Source organism: Sinomonas terrae (genome assembly GCF_022539255.1).
In the GTDB taxonomy this organism is placed as follows: Bacteria; Actinomycetota; Actinomycetes; order Actinomycetales; family Micrococcaceae; genus Sinomonas; species Sinomonas terrae.
Genome location: NZ_JAKZBV010000001.1, coordinates 20,821 through 37,143, shown reverse-complemented (window position 1 = coordinate 37,143; position 16,323 = coordinate 20,821). Strand labels below are relative to the sequence as shown.

General features: G+C 68.2%; 16 protein-coding genes. 8 read left to right on the top strand and 8 right to left on the bottom strand.

Annotation, left to right across the window (positions count from 1 at the left end; all coding sequences use genetic code 11):
- Positions 1-52: 52 nt before the first annotated feature.
- The gene (locus L0M17_RS00155; RefSeq protein WP_241050085.1) at positions 53-337 is read right to left on the bottom strand and encodes an excisionase family DNA-binding protein; all 285 of its coding nucleotides are present in this window, start codon (positions 335-337) and stop codon (positions 53-55) included.
- Positions 338-445: 108 nt separating this feature from the next.
- Between L0M17_RS00155 and L0M17_RS00150 the strand changes: the two genes are divergently transcribed.
- The 5 genes from L0M17_RS00150 to L0M17_RS00130 all read left to right on the top strand — a co-directional run bounded on the left by L0M17_RS00150 (position 446) and on the right by L0M17_RS00130 (position 5,631).
- Positions 446-838 carry a VOC family protein gene (locus tag L0M17_RS00150; protein ID WP_241050082.1) on the top strand — a complete coding sequence of 131 codons (393 nt, stop codon included), beginning with the start codon at positions 446-448 and terminating at the stop codon, positions 836-838.
- Positions 839-911: 73 nt separating this feature from the next.
- A complete protein-coding gene (locus L0M17_RS00145; protein WP_241050080.1) occupies positions 912-1,808 on the top strand; it encodes a LysR family transcriptional regulator in 897 nt (298 codons plus the stop codon).
- A gap of 130 nt (positions 1,809-1,938) precedes the next feature.
- On the top strand, positions 1,939-3,036 hold the full coding sequence (locus L0M17_RS00140; RefSeq protein ID WP_241050078.1) for a tartrate dehydrogenase: 1,098 nt from the start codon (positions 1,939-1,941) through the stop codon (positions 3,034-3,036).
- 10 nt (positions 3,037-3,046) lie between these two features.
- Entirely contained in the window at positions 3,047-4,432 is a 1,386-nt protein-coding gene (gene dctA / locus L0M17_RS00135) for a C4-dicarboxylate transporter DctA (protein ID WP_241050077.1), read from the top strand.
- On the top strand, positions 4,429-5,631 hold the full coding sequence (locus L0M17_RS00130) for a glycerate kinase (RefSeq protein ID WP_241050076.1): 1,203 nt from the start codon (positions 4,429-4,431) through the stop codon (positions 5,629-5,631). The genes dctA and L0M17_RS00130 overlap by 4 nt, the downstream gene beginning before the upstream one ends.
- A 10-nt stretch (positions 5,632-5,641) precedes the next feature.
- Here L0M17_RS00130 and L0M17_RS00125 read toward each other — a convergent pair whose 3' ends face one another.
- Positions 5,642-5,800 (bottom strand): DUF1059 domain-containing protein, encoded by a 159-nt coding sequence (locus tag L0M17_RS00125; RefSeq protein WP_241050074.1) that lies wholly within the window; start codon positions 5,798-5,800, stop codon positions 5,642-5,644.
- 109 nt (positions 5,801-5,909) lie between these two features.
- On the opposite strand from L0M17_RS00125, the gene L0M17_RS00120 reads away from it, so the two are divergent.
- Together L0M17_RS00120 and L0M17_RS00115 are read left to right on the top strand one after the other, a co-directional pair.
- Entirely contained in the window at positions 5,910-6,614 is a 705-nt protein-coding gene (locus L0M17_RS00120) for an AfsR/SARP family transcriptional regulator (RefSeq protein WP_241050072.1), read from the top strand.
- Positions 6,615-6,749: 135 nt separating this feature from the next.
- Positions 6,750-7,619, top strand: coding sequence for a sulfurtransferase (locus tag L0M17_RS00115; RefSeq protein ID WP_241050070.1), 870 nt, complete (start codon positions 6,750-6,752; stop codon positions 7,617-7,619).
- Between the two features lie 72 nt (positions 7,620-7,691).
- Here L0M17_RS00115 and hrpB read toward each other — a convergent pair whose 3' ends face one another.
- From hrpB to L0M17_RS00085, 6 genes are all read right to left on the bottom strand, one after another.
- Positions 7,692-10,334 carry an ATP-dependent helicase HrpB gene (gene hrpB, locus L0M17_RS00110; RefSeq protein ID WP_241050068.1) on the bottom strand — a complete coding sequence of 881 codons (2,643 nt, stop codon included), beginning with the start codon at positions 10,332-10,334 and terminating at the stop codon, positions 7,692-7,694.
- A gap of 4 nt (positions 10,335-10,338) precedes the next feature.
- Positions 10,339-11,796 (bottom strand): glycosyltransferase family 87 protein, encoded by a 1,458-nt coding sequence (locus L0M17_RS00105; RefSeq protein WP_241050066.1) that lies wholly within the window; start codon positions 11,794-11,796, stop codon positions 10,339-10,341.
- A gap of 91 nt (positions 11,797-11,887) precedes the next feature.
- Positions 11,888-12,748 (bottom strand): S1 family peptidase, encoded by an 861-nt coding sequence (locus L0M17_RS00100; protein WP_241050065.1) that lies wholly within the window; start codon positions 12,746-12,748, stop codon positions 11,888-11,890.
- Positions 12,749-12,820: 72 nt separating this feature from the next.
- Positions 12,821-13,057 carry a hypothetical protein gene (locus tag L0M17_RS00095; RefSeq protein WP_241050062.1) on the bottom strand — a complete coding sequence of 79 codons (237 nt, stop codon included), beginning with the start codon at positions 13,055-13,057 and terminating at the stop codon, positions 12,821-12,823.
- A 514-nt stretch (positions 13,058-13,571) separates the two neighbouring features.
- Positions 13,572-14,153 carry a histidine phosphatase family protein gene (locus tag L0M17_RS00090; protein WP_241050060.1) on the bottom strand — a complete coding sequence of 194 codons (582 nt, stop codon included), beginning with the start codon at positions 14,151-14,153 and terminating at the stop codon, positions 13,572-13,574.
- Complete coding sequence (locus L0M17_RS00085) at positions 14,150-15,670, bottom strand: CCA tRNA nucleotidyltransferase (RefSeq protein ID WP_241050058.1); 1,521 nt, start codon at positions 15,668-15,670, stop codon at positions 14,150-14,152. Before L0M17_RS00085 ends, L0M17_RS00090 begins: the two co-directional genes overlap by 4 nt.
- A gap of 146 nt (positions 15,671-15,816) precedes the next feature.
- On the opposite strand from L0M17_RS00085, the gene L0M17_RS00080 reads away from it, so the two are divergent.
- Positions 15,817-16,323 (top strand): NUDIX hydrolase, encoded by a 507-nt coding sequence (locus tag L0M17_RS00080; RefSeq protein WP_241056262.1) that lies wholly within the window; start codon positions 15,817-15,819, stop codon positions 16,321-16,323.

Here is a 16,323-nt window from a genome sequence, read left to right as displayed (position 1 = left end):
GGCATCGGAACCAAGACGCAAGGTGTCCAACACGGCCGCGAAGGGCGTCACCTCAACGGGCGTGGCGGGCGCGCCGGAGCGCCTCGCGGTAGTCCTCGGCCGACCTCTCGTACAGGCCGTCCTCCGCAGCCTGACGCGTCATCTCCGCCAGCCTGCTGCGGCGCTCCCCGCGCCTGCGCTCCCTGTACTCGAGCACATCGCTCAGACGAAGTCGACGGTGACGCCCCCCCGAGGGCTGCTCGTAAGGAATCTCATGCTTGTCCAAGAGCTTGATCAGGGTGGGACGGCTGATGCCGAGGAGATCGGCCGCCTGCTGCGTGGTCAGCTGCTGGTCCAACGGCGCGAGCGTGAATTCGAAACCTCGAGTTAAGGCGAGGGCCGGCAGGACATATCCCCACTCGCACAGAGTAGGAAGCGCAACGAAGCCCCTGTAGCGTGAGGCTCCATGGAAATGCGCCTCGAAGTCGTGCAGGTACCCGTGGCGGACGTCGACGAGTCGAAGTCGTTCTACACGGAGAAGCTAGGCTTCACGCTCGACCACGATGTAGAGCACCTCCCCGGGATGAGGGTCGTGCAGCTGACACCACCCGGCTCTGCCGCTTCGATCGTGATCGGCAGCGGGATGACTGGCATGAGGCCGGGCAGCCTCGAGGGCCTTCAGCTCGTCGTAGAGGACCTGGGCGCCGTGCGCGCAGAGCTCCTGACGCGTGGCGTCACCATCAGCGAGATCCATGACATGGGCGGAGTGCAATTCGCCTACTTCGCCGATCCCGACGGCAACCGCTGGGTCATCCAGGGCGCAACTCCTCCCGATGTCAGGGCCGTACACCTCGGCTGATCCACAACCGTCCCCGAAAGAGCTGCCATAGAGTGCCGTTCAGGGAAGATGTGGATCTGGCGAGAGGACTGCGGTGGATGTCCGGCAGCTGAGGTACTTCCTCGCGGTGGTGGATCACGGCGGGTTCAGCCGGGCGGCTGAACACCTGCTCATCGCACAGCCCTCGCTCTCGCAGACCATCAAGGCGCTCGAGCAGGATCTCGGCGTTCCGCTTTTCCACCGCGCGGGCCGCAAATCTGTTCTGAGCGAGGCGGGCCGGGAACTCGTCGGCCCCGCTCGCCTCGTCGTGCGCGACCTCGATGCGGCCCGTGCCGCCGTCGACGAGCTGAAAGGGATCCGCAGCGGCAGGCTCGACATCTCGGCGATGCCTTCGCCCGGCGTCGAGCCGCTCACCTCGATGATCGCAGCCTTCTCGCAGAGCCATCCGGCGGTCACCATCAACGTCGAGGCCGCCTTCACCGCCGATGACGTCGTCGAATCCATCCGCAGCGGGAGCTCGGAGATCGGGGTCCTCGGCTCGGAACAGCCGGTGCGGGCGGTCGGCGTCGAGGTCATGCAGCTCGAGCGGCAGCCGCTCGTGCTCATCATGACCTCCGAAGCCGGTGACCTCGGCGAGGACGGAATCGTGCGCCGCTCGGACCTCGCGGGCCAGCGCGTGATCGTCTCGCAGCGCGGCTCTTTCATGCGGCGGATCGTCGACGACATCCTCGCGGAAGGCGTGCCGCTTGAGATTGCGGTCGAAGTCGCCCACCGCACCTCGATCCTCCCGCTCGTCCTGGCCGGCGTCGGGCACGCCATCCTGCCCTCCTCGTGGTCCCCTCTGGCGCGTCATTCCGGCCTGCGCGTTGCCCGCATCGAGCCGGCCGCCGTCCTCCACGTCGCCGTTGTGAGCAGGGAGTCGGACCTCACGCCGTCTGCGCGCGCCTTCCTGGGTGTCGCCCGAGGCTACGCTGCCTCTCACAACAGATAGGCGTTGCCTATCTCGCGCATCCACTTTTGGTCTTGGACGCGATCATTCGGCGGCTGGTCTCATGGAAAGCACGCAGCCCGACGTGATGCGAATAACACGGGGGCGGATTGCTCGAACAGGAGACACAAACGTGAGCGAGACCAAGATCTTCAACATCGCCTCGATCCCCGGCGACGGCGTCGGCAAAGAGGTCGTCGCGGCAGGCCGACAGGTGCTCGAGGCCCTCGCCGCCCAGTCCGGCGGCAGCTTCGCCTTCGAATGGACCGAGTTCCCGTGGGGCTCTGACTACTACGCGAAGCACGGCGAAATGATGCCGGAGGAGGGGCTCGACGCACTCAAGGGCTTCGACGCCATCTACTTCGGAGCCGTGGGCTGGGAGAACGTCCCGGACCATGTGAGCCTGTGGGGCCTCCGCCTGAACATCACCCAGAACTTCGACCAGTGGGCCAACATCCGCCCCGTCAAGTTCCTCCCCGGAGTCGAGTCCCCGCTGCGCAGGGCCGAGACCGCTGAGCTCGACTGGATCGTCGTCCGCGAGAACAGCGAAGGCGAGTACGCAGGCCTCGGCGGTCGCAACCTCAGTGGCCGCGGCCCCGGGAACGAGGTCGCCCTCCAGACCGCGCTCTTCACCGAGAAGGGCTGCGAACGCATCATGCGCTTCGCGTTCGATCTGGCCCGCACCCGCGCCGTGAAGAAGGTCTCGAGCGTCACGAAGTCCAACGCGCAGCAGTACGGAATGGTCCTGTGGGACGACGTCTTCCGCCGTGTCGCGCTCGACTACCCCGACGTGCAGACCGAGAGCGTGCTCGTGGACGCGATGAGCGCGAAGTTCGTGCTCAAGCCCGAGGACCTCTCCGTCGTCGTCGCCTCCAACCTCAACGCCGACATCCTCTCGGACCTCGGCTCCGCCCTCGCGGGCAGCCTCGGCCTCGCGGCGAGTGCGAACCTCAACCCTGAGCGCCGCTTCCCGAGCATGTTCGAACCGGTGCACGGCTCGGCTCCGGACATCGCGGGGAAGGGCATCAGCAACCCGATCGGCGCGATCGCCAGCGCGGCCCTCATGCTCGACCACTTCGGCCTCCACGACGAGGCACGGCGGGTCGAGGCAGCCATCGCGCAGACGACGGCGTCCGGCCACCTCACGCGCGACGTCGGCGGAACGGCGACGACGGAGGACGTCACCGAGGCGATCTCGGCTGCCCTGACCGCCACCCTCGCGACGGTGTAAGGCGGCCGCAATGGAACTCACAGTGGACAATGGCGTCCGCCGGGCTCCGCGCCGCGCGTGGTACCGGCAGCTCTACTTCTGGGTCCTGATCGCGATCGTCGTCGGGATCCTCCTCGGCTGGCTCGCCCCGCACGCGGGCCAGGCCATGGAGCCGGTGGGCACGGTCTTCGTCAACGCGATGAAGATGCTCATCGGGCCCATCGTGTTCCTCACGATCGTCGGCGGGATCGCGAACGTGGCGGACCTCAAGAAGGTCGGCGTCACGGGCCTGAAGGCCCTGACGTACTTCCAGGTCGGCACGATCGTGGCCCTCGCCGTGGGCCTCGTCGCGATCAACCTCTTCCGCCTCGGCGACGGGGTCAATGCCAACGCGGACAAGCTTCACGCCACGGGCTCGGCCGCCCAGTACATCGCGAGCGGCAAGAGCGAGAACTGGTGGGACTTCCTGGTCAACATCGTCCCGACGAGCGTCGTCAACCCGTTCGTCCAGGGCGACATGCTGCAGGTCATCTTCATTGCGGTCATCTTCGGGATCGCGCTCAATGCCGTCGGCAAGGTAGGCGCTCCTGTCCTGGACGGGATCCAGCGGCTCACGAAGGTCGTCTTCAAGGTGCTCAACTTCATCATGAAGGCAGCACCGATCGGGGCGTTCGGGGCGATGGCATTCGCGGTCGGGAAGTACGGCGTCCAGAGCCTGACGAGCCTCGGTGGCCTGATCCTGCTCTTCTACGCGACGTCCATCCTCTTCGTCGTGGTGGTCTTGGGCAGCGTCATGGCGTTCCTGCGCCTGAACGTCTTCTCGATGCTGCGCCACTTCAAGGAAGAGATCCTGATCATCCTCGGCACCTCGACCGCCGAGCCTGCCCTCCCGGGCCTCATGCGCAAGCTCGAGCACGCCGGGGTGAAGAAGGAAACGGTCGGCCTCGTGGTCCCAGCCGGCTACAGCTTCAACCTCGACGGCGCGGCGATCTACCTCTCCCTGGCGTCCCTGTACATCGCCCAGGCAACGAACACCCACCTGAGCCTCGGCCAACAGCTCGGGATGCTCGCGATCATGCTGCTCACGTCCAAGGGCGCTGCGGGCGCCGCGGGCGGCGGATTCATCGCGCTCACGGCCACACTGAGCATGCTCGGTACGATTCCGCCCGCGGGCATCATGCTCGTCTTCGGCATCGACAAGTTCATGTCCGAGTGCCGGGCGCTCGTGAACTTCTGCGGCAACGCGGTCGCGACGCTGTTCGTGGCATGGTGGGACCGTTCCCTGGACGTCCAGCGCGTGCGCCGGGTGTTCCGCGGCGAGACTGTGGAGCCGCTTCCGGCCGCCGCGGCCGTGCCGAACAGCTCACCCGACGACGAGCTCGAGGTCGCCGGCCTCGCTGCTCAGGTGGCCCGATGAGCCTGAGCACCGACGCGCTGCGGGTTCTCGTCGCACCCGACAAGTTCAAGGGCTCCCTCAGCGCGGCGCAGGTCGCCGCCGCGCTGGGGGCCGGCCTGGCCTGCCGCCCGCACGTCGTGTGGCGGGCCCTCCCGCTCGCCGACGGCGGCGACGGCAGCGTGGCGGCGGCGGCCAGCGCGGGATTCACCTCGATTCCCGCGGCCGTCGCCGGCCCCATCGGCGAGCCGACGACGACGCACCTCGCCTTCGACGGGACCACCGCCGTCGTCGAGGTCGCGACGACGTGCGGGCTCCAAATGCTCCCGCCCGGCGGCCTCGCACCGCTCGCGAGCACGAGTGCGGGGTTCGGCGAAGCGATGCGCGCGGCCCTCGGACTGCGGCCGAACCGGCTCGTGCTCGCCCTCGGAGGGAGCGCAACGACCGACGGCGGAGCGGGCCTGCTGAGCGCGCTGGGCGCGGTGTTCCTCGACAGGCTCGGCCGGCCTTTCGTCCCGTCGGGTGGGACGCTCCGGGACATCTCGAGGATCGACCTCGGCGGGCTCGCCTCCTTGGAAGGGATCGAGGTCGTCGCGGCGAATGACGTCGAGAATCCGCTCCTCGGACCGTGCGGCGCGGCGCCCGTCTACGGGCCGCAGAAGGGCGCGACCTCCGACGACGTCGCCGCGCTCGACGCTGGCCTGGCCCACCTCGTCCAGCGGCTCGACGACGCTGGGCTCCCTGCGTCGTCGTGCGCAGGGACGCCGGGGGCAGGGAGCGCCGGAGGGCTCGGATTCGCAGCGCTGCTGCTCGGAGCCCGCATGGTTTCGGGTGCGGACTTCTTCTTGGACCTGTTCGGGTTCGACACCGCGGCCGCTGAGGCAGACCTCGTGATCACGGGCGAGGGGAAGCTCGACGAGCAGACGCTCTCGGGGAAGCTGCCCCTCGCCGTCGCCCGCCGCGTAGGCAAGGCGCCGGTTGTCGCCGTCGTCGGGCACAACGCACTGGGCCGCGACGCGCTCCCGGAACACGGGATCGAGCGCATCTGGGCGCTCAGCGACCTCAGCGAACGGGACACCTCGCGCGACTCCGAGCTCTCCGCCGCGCTCCTGGAGCAGCTCGGTCAGGAGATAGGGCTGGCCGGGCTCGCCAGTTCCGGGAGGGTTGTAGGCGGCAGCTTCTCTGCCGCGCTCGAATCACTCGACGCGGCCAGCCACACTTGAAACGAGCAGGCTACTCGGTCTGGATCCAGCTGTGGATGTCCTCGCGGGTGACGGCGTCGGCCAGTGCGGGGTGATCGGCAGCGAGGTGGCGTTGGATGGCATCTACGAGCAGGTTCTCGTCGTCCCCCCGCGCGGTGAACCCGCATTCGCATCGGATGAGCTTTCCCATCGCAACCTCCGCTCGGTAGCCTGCCTCAGGAGTGTAGTGCCAGAATTTCGGTGTGACATCAGCGTCGCCGGGTCCTCCGCTCCGCATCCAACTTTGCGGAAGGATGGCGGTGGAGCGCGACGGCCACCAACTCGAAGATGCCCTGCCGGGCAGGCAGGGCCGGCTGCTGTTCGCGTATCTCGTCGTCAACCGGCATCGTAGCGTCGACCGGGACGAACTCGCAGAGGCATTGTGGCGCGACCCAGATCCGGCAAGCGTGGAGTCCAGGCTCAATCCACTGCTGTCCAAGCTGCGGCGCGTCTTCGGCACCACTGCCGTGGAAGGGCGCTCCGCCGTCCGACTGCGCTTGGACGATGCTTGGGTCGATCTCGAGGTCGCGGCGGCGGCCATCCATCGTGCCGAATCCTGTGTGGCGCAGGGCGAATGGACAGAGGCATGGGGCCCGGCGCTGACGGCGCTGTTCGTGTCCAGGCGCAGCTTCCTGCCAGGCGAGGACGCGCTATGGATCGAGGTCGTCCGCCGGGAGTTGGCTCAGATCCAGGTGCGGGCCCTCGAGTGCTATGCGGCGACCGCCCTGACCCTGGGCGGGACCGAGCTCGCTGCGGCCGTCCGCGCAGGAGGCCAGCTGACCGAGCTCGCGCCATTGCGGGAAAGCGGGTACCGCTATCTGATGCGGGCACTGGCGGCAACGGGCAACGTCGCCGAGGCCCTCAGAGTGTACGGGGAGCTGTGCGATCGACTGCGTGAACAGCTCGGAGTCTCCCCCAGCACCGCATCCCGCGCCGTGTACGAGTCCCTGCTGACCGAAACCTGAGCCGCCAGTCTCGCTCTGCTCAAGGCCCAAGGTTCCGCCAACGTCGCCCCAATGGCATGGCAACCCCTCTCTCGTAGAACTGGATTACCGAATTCATATGGATTGCCAAATCCGTACAAACCTGAAGGGGTTCCGATGAAGACATCAAGAACCGTCGCTGAGGAGTCCGAAGCGGTCGCCCGCTCTCGGGTGCTCGTCGACCCGCAATGGCTGGATCGCCACCTGCAGGACCCGAAGGTCCGCGTCGTGGAGGTCGATGTCGGCCCTGCCTCCTACAACGACTGGCATATCCCCGGCGCACTGCTCTGGAACATCTACGCCGACCTCAAGGACACCGAGTACCGGACGGTGGGGTCCGCGGCGGTCGAAGAACTCGTCGCGCGCTCCGGCATTGGCTTGGACACCACGGTGGTCTTCTACGGGTACGCGCCATGCTTCGGCTTCTGGCTGATGACGCTCCTGGGGCATCCCGAGGTGCGCGTCCTGGATTGCTCTCGCGACACGTGGCGCGCCGCCGGGCTCCCTTGTAGCACCGAGGCGACCCGACCCGCCCCCACCCCTGTCCGTGTTGCAGCGGAGTACGCCACCGTCCGGGCTGACCGTCAAGCCGTGTTGGCAGCCCTCGGCCGGCCGGACACCGTCCTGCTCGATGTGCGCACTGCGGCCGAGTACCGGGGAGAACGGTTCTGGCCCTCTGGCGCGATGGATCCGGCTGGGCGCGCCGGCCACGTGCCCGCGGCCGTGCATCAGCCCATCGACGGCCTCTATCGCGATGACGGATCCTTCCGCTCCCGGCAAGAGCTGGCCCAGATCTTCGCCGGACTCGAGGACACCGACGGAACTACCGGGGGCGCGGAGCTCATTACCTACTGCACTGTCGGTGGCCGGGCCGCCACCACCTGGTTCGCCCTGCGCTACCTCCTAGGCCGCGACCGGGTCCGCGTCTACGACGGCTCGTGGGCGGAATGGGGGCGCTCACCGGAGGTCCCAGTCGCCCGCCCTTAGACTGCTGCTCCTTCGATCATCCGCGGAATACCGAACGGGTTGGCGTCCTGAACTGGTTCCGGCCGCGGCTGCTCACCGCCCCTCCAGCCGCCGCTTCGTCTTCCCGGTCGCGACGGCCGTCCAAGGGTCTTCCGGCCACGGGTGCTTGGGATAGCGTCCCCGCATCTCGGCCCGCACTTGGGCGTACGGGCCCGACCAGAACGAGGCGAGATCGTCGGTGACGGCCACTGGTCGCCCGGCCGGGGACAGCAGATGGAAGAGCACGGGCACGCGCCCGTCTACGAGGCGCGGCGTCTCCGCCCACCCGAAGCACTCCTGGAGCTTGACGGCGACAACTGGCCGGGCGCCGTCGTCCGTTCCGTTCTCGCCCACCTCGGGGTACTCGATCCGCACGCGTGAGCCGCTCGGAACTTCGAGTCGCTCGGGGGCGAGCTCTTCGAACCGGGCGCCCGCCGGCCATGGCAGGAGCCTCCGGAGGGGCTCGGCCAGATCGATTCCGCGCGCTGACGCACCGCCAGCCAAGGCCTCGAGCTCTGGGCCGAGCCACTCCTCGAGCCGCGCCAGAAGCGCCGCCTCCGAGACATCGGGCCACGGCTCGCCGATCTCCCGATGCACGAGCGCGAGCCGGCGGCGCAACGCATCTGCTTCGGGTGACCAGCCGATGATTCCGAGCCCGCCTGCGGCCAGAGCGCGGGCGACGGCGGCCCGCCCCTCTGCGGCTGAGGGCCGCACAGGCGTGGATGCAAGCGAGATCGCACCGAGGCGCACTTCGCGCCTCGCGACCACGCGACCGTCCGCGAACCGTGCCTCGACCTCATCGCTCAGAAGGTGGCCGGCCGCGAATTCGGCAGACGCCCGATCGAGGGGCGCAGCAGCGCGGACGACGGCGCCGGTCCCCGCCGCATCCCGCCCTTCGGCCCGGGCCACGTCCCCGATGGCCAGCCATTCGTGCCCCGCGAGAGGGCTCCCCGTTGGAAGGCCAGCGCGCGTCCCCGATGCGAGCAAGTAGCGCTCCTCGACCCCCGGCACTCGCCTCGCCACGAGCCGCGGGAACGCGAGGGCGACGACGAGGGCTATCTTCTCGGCATCCGTCCCCAGCTGCGCAACGAGAGATGCGCCCGGGCGCGAGTTTTCCCGAGCGATCCGCTCGAAGCGACGAACGTCGTCGGCCCACGCTCGGGCGGACGCCTCGCGTCCCGCGCGAAGCGACGCCAGGAGACGGCCGAGGTCCGCCCCCGGTGGCCGAAGGTCCCGCGCGACGAGGGCAACGGCCTCTGCAGCGACACGGGGACCGACAAGCGGCGCGCCCTCGAGCAGCGCGCGGCCGAGGCGCGGATCGGCCGGTATGCGCGCGAGGGTCCGCCCGAGATCGGTCGCGAGACCTTCCGGAGTCAGCGCCCCGAGGTCGTCGAGCGTCCGGAGGGCGTCGTCGAGCGCGGACGACGGCGGAGCGTCCGGGAGCGCGAGGCCGCGTCCCCCTGGTGCGCCCCAGCACGCGAGGATGAGCGCCGCCTCGGTGAGGTCCGAGGTCGCAATCTCCGGGAGCGACTGGGGCGGCGCCGCCGCATGGGAACGCTCGTCATAGCACCGGATGATCCGGCCCGGTCCCTGCCGAGCCGCGCGCCCCGCACGCTGCTCAGCGGAGGCACGGGAGCAGGAGACGGTGACGAGCCCTGTCATGCCGCGTGCCGCATCCCGCCTCGGCTCTCGGGCGAGTCCCGAATCGACGACGAGTCTGACCCCGGGCACCGTGAGCGACGATTCGGCGAGAGCGGTCGAGACGACGATGCGAGGGCGATCACCCGGCCGCCGCCCGCCGACAGCCCGGTCCTGCTCGGAAGGCGGAGCCTGCCCGTGCAGCTCGAGAACGTCCCGAATCACCCCGTAGGAGCGCGCCCGCAGCCGCTCCGCGACGGCCCGGACCTCCCGCACGCCCGGCAGGAAGACGAGGGCGTCCACGTCCTGACCGGCAGCAACCAGGCGTGCATGTTCGGCCGCGGCGGTTTCCGCAACGTGGTCGAGGAAGGCCCAGGTCACTCCGCGATCGTCGAGGCGGGGGGCGGACGACGGCGCCCACACCACCTCGAGCGGGTACAGCGCGGCGGGCGAGTCGACGACCGGAGCTGGCTCGCCGCCGTCGTCCGCGAACAGCGCCGCAAAGCGCGGGGCGTCCACCGTCGCCGACATCGCCACAAGGGTGAGATCACCCCTCAGCGCACGCACCTCCGGGAGCATGCCGACGGCGAGGTCTGTCTCGAGTCCACGCTCGTGCACCTCGTCGAGGATCACCGCAGCGGTTCCCTCGAGACCAGGGTCGGCGAGGAGCCGCCGGAGGAGGATCCCCGGAGTCACGAACTCGACGAGCGTCCGCGCCCCGACCTTCCGTTCGCCGCGGACCGTGTAGCCGACGCGCTCGCCAAGGGGGCTGCGGTCGAGCGCCGCGAGGTGGCGGGCGGCGGCACGCACCGCGACGCGCCGAGGCTGGGTGACGACGACGCGAGGCGGCTGGTCGGCTTCGGCCGCTCGCCCCGAGACGAGATTGGCGACGAGCGGCGGCACGAACGTCGTCTTCCCGGTTCCCGGCGGAGCCTGGACGACGGCGGCCGCCCCCGCAGGTTCGAGCGCGCGCCCGAGCTCCTCCGCAACACGGGCGACCGCAAGGCCGGAACCTATCGCGTCGAGATCGAACAGACGCGGTGGGGCGAATGGAGGCACGGGTCTAGGGAGCGGCGGTCTCGGCCGGCACCCGCGGCTTCCAGAGGCTCGCGAGCGTCCACCGGTCTGGTGCGCCGTCGAACGCCCCGCCTTGGGGATCGTCCTCCCGGCTGCGGCGGATCGGATCGGTCGCCGGGTCGTAGATGTCGGCGATGACATGGAGGCATACGTAGAGCAGCGTGATCATGTGCACCACGACGGCCATGACGTAGTAGGGAGTGTCGATGTTGTTCTGCACGGGGCCGTTGCTCGTCGTCCATCCGAGGTACATCCAGATCGCGACCCAGTGAAGCGCCTCGCCGGCCATCCAGACGAGGAAGTCGCGCCACCGCGGCCGCGCAAGGGCGAACAGCGGAATGAGCCACAGGACGTATTGCGGCGAATACACCTTCCCCGTGAGCACGAACGCGGCCACGACGAGGAAGGCGAGCTGGGCGACTCTCGGCCGCCGCGGAGCGTGGAACGCCACGAAGGCGATGCCCAGACAGCACAGCGCGAACGTCACGATGAACAGCGTGTTCGTCGTGGTGGCTGAGAGCTTGGCGAAGTGCAGCCTGTCCGCGAGCAGGTTCCACGAGTAGTAGGCGGATGAGAAGCTCGGGTCACGATTCGCCGAGAACGTGAAGAAGAAGGACCAGTCGCGCGGATTGGCGATCGCTGCTGGAACGTCGACGATGAGCCACGCGACCGCGGCCGACGCCAACGTGAGGAGGGTCTGGCGCCAACGGCCAGTGCGGAGGGCGAGCAGCACGAGGACGCCGAGGACCAAGACGGGGTAGAACTTCGTGGCGACGCCGAGGCCGATTGCCAGCCCGGCGAGGACCGGCCGGTTCCGGGAGAAGGCGAGGAGGCCCAGCGCGAGGAAAGCCACGGCCCACATGTCCCAGTTGATGAACCCGGCCAGGATGAATCCCGGTGCAATCGCGACCAAGGCCGCGTCCCAGGGCCTGCGTGGGTTGGAGCGCGCCGTCGCGACGACGGTGATCAGCCACATGACGGCGAGGAGCACCGCGTTGATGTCGAAATACGTCGTGGCCCTCGCATCCGTCGCGCCCACCCCCGGGACAAGGAGCGCTGTGAAGCCCGCGATGAGCGAGGTGATGACCGGATACTCGAAGAGGGCCGAGTGCGAGAAGAGCGGGAGCACGCCGTCCGCGAGGCCGCGCTCCTTGAAGAGCGTCGGGAGGTCCGAGTAGCACGTGGCGTAGAACTCCGTCGGGGGGTTCCAGCCGACCGCCTGGCAGTAGCCCTTGATGAGCACGCCGCCGCTCGCCGCGAGCACCGTGAGGATGATCAGCACGACCTCAGCGGTCCACCACCCGCTCCTGACAAGACCGGGGGCAGCGTGGTTCCCAATGGGGCCGCCGACCGCCTCCGAAAGAGTATGCACGAGGGGATCGTTTCGGCTCGGCGAGATGACGCCGCGGGGCGCGCGGCCGCCGTCGTCCGCGGTCGGTTCCATGGCTCCGAGCATACCGGGGAGGTCTGACAGGCTTGGCGAAAACGCCGCAGCCCCCGGCCTTGGGCCGGAGGCTGCGGTGCCAGGACGTCGGCTAGGCGGCAGGCGAGCCTGCGGGAGTGTTCTCCATGCTGGTGATCCACGACTGGATCGAGGCGACATCGACGCGCTGCAGTCCGTCGAGTGCGAGGCAGTTCTTGTTGCCGAAGCTCGTCAGACCCACAATCTGATCGTTCAGGAAGATGGGTCCCCCCGAATCGCCCGAGCAGATCCCACCCGTTCCCTGCGCGGGGTTCACGTTGGCGTGGGTCGTGAAGATCTGCGGGCCGACGCTCTGGAGGTCCATGTCGACCGAGCGACGGATCATCGGGAAGGAGACCGGAACCCGGCGCTGCGGACCCGAGTCCGGCTTGGCGAGCTCAGCGCCATAGCCGACGGCGGTCACCACGGTCTTCGGAACGTCTCCCGGAGCGATCGCGTCAAGCGTTCCCGCCGGAGCGAGCGAATAGGGCTGCTGCGAGACCGGGCTGTCGAGCTTGATGATGCCGACGTCGTTCCAGTTGTTCTTGTCCGTGAAGTTCGAAAACGCGGGATCGGCCACGGCAGTGCCCGAGATGTGGCCCGCGAGATCAGTCGACGTGTAGCCGAGGCTCGGATGGGCCGCCGCCGGGAAACCAGCCGGCGACTGCTCTGCGATCACGGAGTCGAAGGTCACAAGCGTCTTGCCCACCGTGCTGTCCGTACAGTGCGCCGCCGTCAGAACGACCGTCGGCGAGATGAGAGCCCCCGAGCACCGGAAACGCCCCTCGGCCGTGTAGAAGACGATCATCGCCACGCCGGGGTGAGCATCCCCGTCGGCGGTCCCGCCCGTGCTCGCCTGGGCCGGAGCCGCGGCGAAGGCCAGCCCGAAGGCCGCTGTGAGCGCCGCCAGGGCGGCAATGAGTTTCCTGCGCATTGTCCCTCTTCCTCGAGCACCGCACGTACCGTCACACGGATTGTTCCCGAACCCACGGCTTCTCGCCAGAGGTTACCGCAGAGTCAACGTGAGCGACATTTCCCGGTGCACTTCGGCGCGGTTCGCTTCAATGCGTCCAGCATCGATCTTCAGGGAGAGGGCACGAACTACTCGTTGCAGCATGGCGATCACCTCCTTTGGGAGCGGAAAGACGTACGACGGCGGGGGGCCCGCCTCGGGCAGTCGAGCAAACTGCTGCTCCGAGTTGGCTCGGGGTTCGAGCCGCAGGGCATGGCGAAGCGAAGGCATGGCAGTTCCTTGGAAAAGGCGCGCAAAAATAGCGCGCTACAGCACGGAAAGAAGCCTTTTCGTTGCTGGATAAAAAAGGGCGTGCGAAATCATGAGGAATCGGCACAGGCGGCAACTAAAGGAAAATCCGAAATGCGAGATTTCGGCGTCAGTGAATGGCGGAGGCAGACCTCAGCGGGCCCGGAAAGCGAAGACGAACGCGCAATCGACCCTTACGAAGGGCTCGGGGGCGCGTCCAAAGGGCGCAGAAGTCTGTTGGGCAGGGCGGGAGTCAGGCCCGTGCCATGCCAAATGCCGGGAGCAGGCCACGGTTGCGGCGCACGGCGAAGATCCCGCGGAAGAACGCCTCAGTGGTGATCATTGTCCCTACCCCCTCTGCTACCGAAATGGTCCAGCGCTCAAATGCACCGGTTGCCAGGTGACCGAGGCGAACGCGCCTCAGAAGCACAAAGCAAAGCTAACTCACCGATCAAAGAAAAGGCAAGGGAAAAATGAAAAATTCTAGAAAAGGGCGCTAAAGCCCCCACGCCTCGACAGCGGGCGTCTTCTTGTCCCACCCGAGGCGGCAGACTTTCGCGGTCCCGAGAATGAAATGCCGGCCCTCGACCGGAACCATGCCAAGCCAGCGGGCTGTGAGGATTCGGCAGAAGTGGCTGTGCGCGACGAGCAGCGCATTCTCGACCCCGGAGTGGAGGACGCGTTCGACGATCCGGTCAGCGCGGGCGGCCACCTCCGCGAGAGTCTCGCCGTTGGGGACCCCATCCTTCCAGATGAGATAGCTCGGGTTCTTCCGCCGGACGTCGGCCGAACGCACGCCCTCGTAGTCGCCATAGTTCCACTCGACCGCGTTCGGCTCGAGCTCCGCCTCCGGGAAGCCGGCGAGCTCCGCCGTCCTCCGCGCCCGCTGCAACGGCGAGGTGAGCACAAGACCGAAGTGCACGCCGTCGAGCGCCGCCTTCGCGGCCCGCGCCTGATCCTCGCCCTCGGGAGTGAGTGGAAGATCCGTGAGCCCGGTGTACTGGCCGCTCTTGGACCACTCCGTTTCGCCGTGCCGCAGAAGCCACAGCCTCGGCAGTCCGAAGTCCTCGGTGCTCACTCGCTCTCCTTCTCCTCTTTAACAGTGCGCTTCTGTTTAACAGTGCGCTCTTGATCAACAGCCTCTTCGGGCTGCCCAGCCCACCATGCCAGCAGCTTGGCCCGCGCCTCTTCCTCGCTCGCGGGACCGTTCTCCATGCGCTCCTCGAGCAGGTACCGATAGGCCCGGCCCACGACGGGCCCGGGCGGGACGCCCAGGATCTGCATGATCTGCTGCCCGTCGAGGTCGGGGCGGATCGCGGCCAGTTCCTCCTGCTCGGCGAGCTCGGCGATGCGCTGCTCGAGGTCATCGTAGGCGAAGGAAAGCCGGTCTGCCTTGCGCTGGTTGCGCGTCGTGACGTCGGAGCGCGTCAGCCGGTGGAGCCGCTCGAGAAGGGGCCCGGCATCGGTGACATAGCGGCGGACAGCCGAATCGGTCCAGCCGGCGTCCCCGTACCCGTAGAAGCGCATGTGGAGCTCGACCAGGCGCGCGACCGATTTGATCGTCTCGTTGTCGAATCGCAACTCGCGCATGCGCTTCTTGACGAGCTTGGCGCCGACGACGTCGTGATGGCGGAAGGAGACAGCCCCGCCGGGCTCGAAGCGGCGCGTGGCGGGCTTGCCGATGTCGTGCAGGAGCGCCGCGAAGCGCAGCACGAAGTCCGGGCCGGGCACCGGCCCGTCGGGACCGGTCTCGAGGGCCGCCGCCTGCTCGAGGACGGTGAGGGAGTGCTGGTAGACGTCCTTGTGGCGATGGTGTTCGTCGACCTCGAGCCGCAGCGCGCCGACCTCGGGGAGCACGACGTCGGCGATCCCTGTGTCGACGAGGAGGTCGACGCCGACGCGGGGCGCGTCTCCGTTGACGAGCTTGACCAGCTCGTCGCGGACCCGTTCCGCGGAGATGATCGAGATGCGGCCAGCCATCGCCGTCATCGCGTCACGCACCTCAGGCGCGACGTCGACCTTGAGCTGGGAGGCGAAGCGTGCCGCGCGCATCATGCGCAACGGGTCGTCTGAGAAAGAGTCCTCGGGGGCGCCGGGTGTGCGGAGGACGCCCGCGTGGAGGTCCCGGACGCCGCCGAACGGATCCACGAGTTCGAGTGACGGGAGGCGCAGTGCCATGGCGTTCATGCTGAAGTCGCGGCGTTCAAGGTCGTCCTCGAGCGATGTGCCGAAGGCGACGACGGGCTTGCGCGACTCGGGGTCGTAGGCCTCGGCGCGGTACGTCGTCACTTCGATCTGGAAGCCCTGCTTCCGCAGACCGATCGTGCCGAAGTCCCTGCCGATCTCCCAGAACGCGTCAGCCCAGCCTTTGACGATGGACAGGGTCTCGTCGGGAGTGGCGTTGGTCGTGAAGTCGAGGTCGGGCGACTTCCGCCGCAGGAAGAGGTCCCGAACGGGTCCGCCCACGAGCGAAAGTTCGAACCCGGCGTCGACGAAGCGACGCCCGAGTTCGAGGGCCACGGGCTCGACGGCGAAGCCAACGGATGGTGATTCCGGCGCCGTCGCGCGCCCCGGGTGCGAGTCTTCTCCTGCCATAGCCCTTAAAGCTTCGCAGATCGGAGAGGCACTTTCAGATCCGAGCGCCGCGGCAGACCATGAGCCATCGCGAGAGGCTTCTGGTTAGAGTGGACTGCATGGTGATTCCGCTGCCGAGCGATCCTCAGAAGAGGAGGAGTGCGCCGCTGCCGTCCGCAATCGGGCCGCACGTCGCTCCGGCGGCCCATACCTATATTCACTCGCTTCCGACCGTCGAGGAGATCTCGGCGGGCGGCGTCATCGTCGATACAGACAATCCGAATCTTCCTGTAGCGATCATCGCGCGCCTCAATCGAGGCGGCCGTCTCGAGTGGTGTCTTCCCAAGGGGCATCCGGAGGGTCGCGAGTCGAACGAGAGCGCAGCTGTCCGCGAAATCAGCGAGGAGACCGGCATCGACGGCCGAATCCTCGCGCCGCTCGGCAGCATCGACTACTGGTTCACCGTCACTGGCCACCGCGTCCACAAGACGGTCCACCACTATCTGCTCCAGGCCGTCGGCGGGGAACTGACCATCGAGAATGATCCCGACCAGGAGGCCGTCGACGTCGCGTGGGTGCCCATTTCCGAACTTTCGCGCCGCCTCTCGTTCCCGAACGAGCGGCGCATCGCGGACCTCGCCCGGGAAGTGCTCCCGGAGCATCTACTGAAGTGA

Bases quoted from the DNA above. Each gene is read 5' to 3' on its own strand.
- L0M17_RS00095 (WP_241050062.1), bottom strand. From the start codon at position 13,057: ATGCCTTCGCTTCGCCATGCCCTGCGGCTCGAACCCCGAGCCAACTCG.
- L0M17_RS00130 (WP_241050076.1), top strand. From the start codon at position 4,429: ATGAGCCTGAGCACCGACGCGCTGCGGGTTCTCGTCGCACCCGACAAG.
- L0M17_RS00100 (WP_241050065.1), bottom strand. From the start codon at position 12,748: ATGCGCAGGAAACTCATTGCCGCCCTGGCGGCGCTCACAGCGGCCTTC.
- L0M17_RS00085 (WP_241050058.1), bottom strand. From the start codon at position 15,670: ATGGCAGGAGAAGACTCGCACCCGGGGCGCGCGACGGCGCCGGAATCA.
- L0M17_RS00105 (WP_241050066.1), bottom strand. From the start codon at position 11,796: ATGGAACCGACCGCGGACGACGGCGGCCGCGCGCCCCGCGGCGTCATC.
- dctA (WP_241050077.1), top strand. From the start codon at position 3,047: ATGGAACTCACAGTGGACAATGGCGTCCGCCGGGCTCCGCGCCGCGCG.
- L0M17_RS00125 (WP_241050074.1), bottom strand. From the start codon at position 5,800: ATGGGAAAGCTCATCCGATGCGAATGCGGGTTCACCGCGCGGGGGGAC.
- L0M17_RS00150 (WP_241050082.1), top strand. From the start codon at position 446: ATGGAAATGCGCCTCGAAGTCGTGCAGGTACCCGTGGCGGACGTCGAC.
- L0M17_RS00115 (WP_241050070.1), top strand. From the start codon at position 6,750: ATGAAGACATCAAGAACCGTCGCTGAGGAGTCCGAAGCGGTCGCCCGC.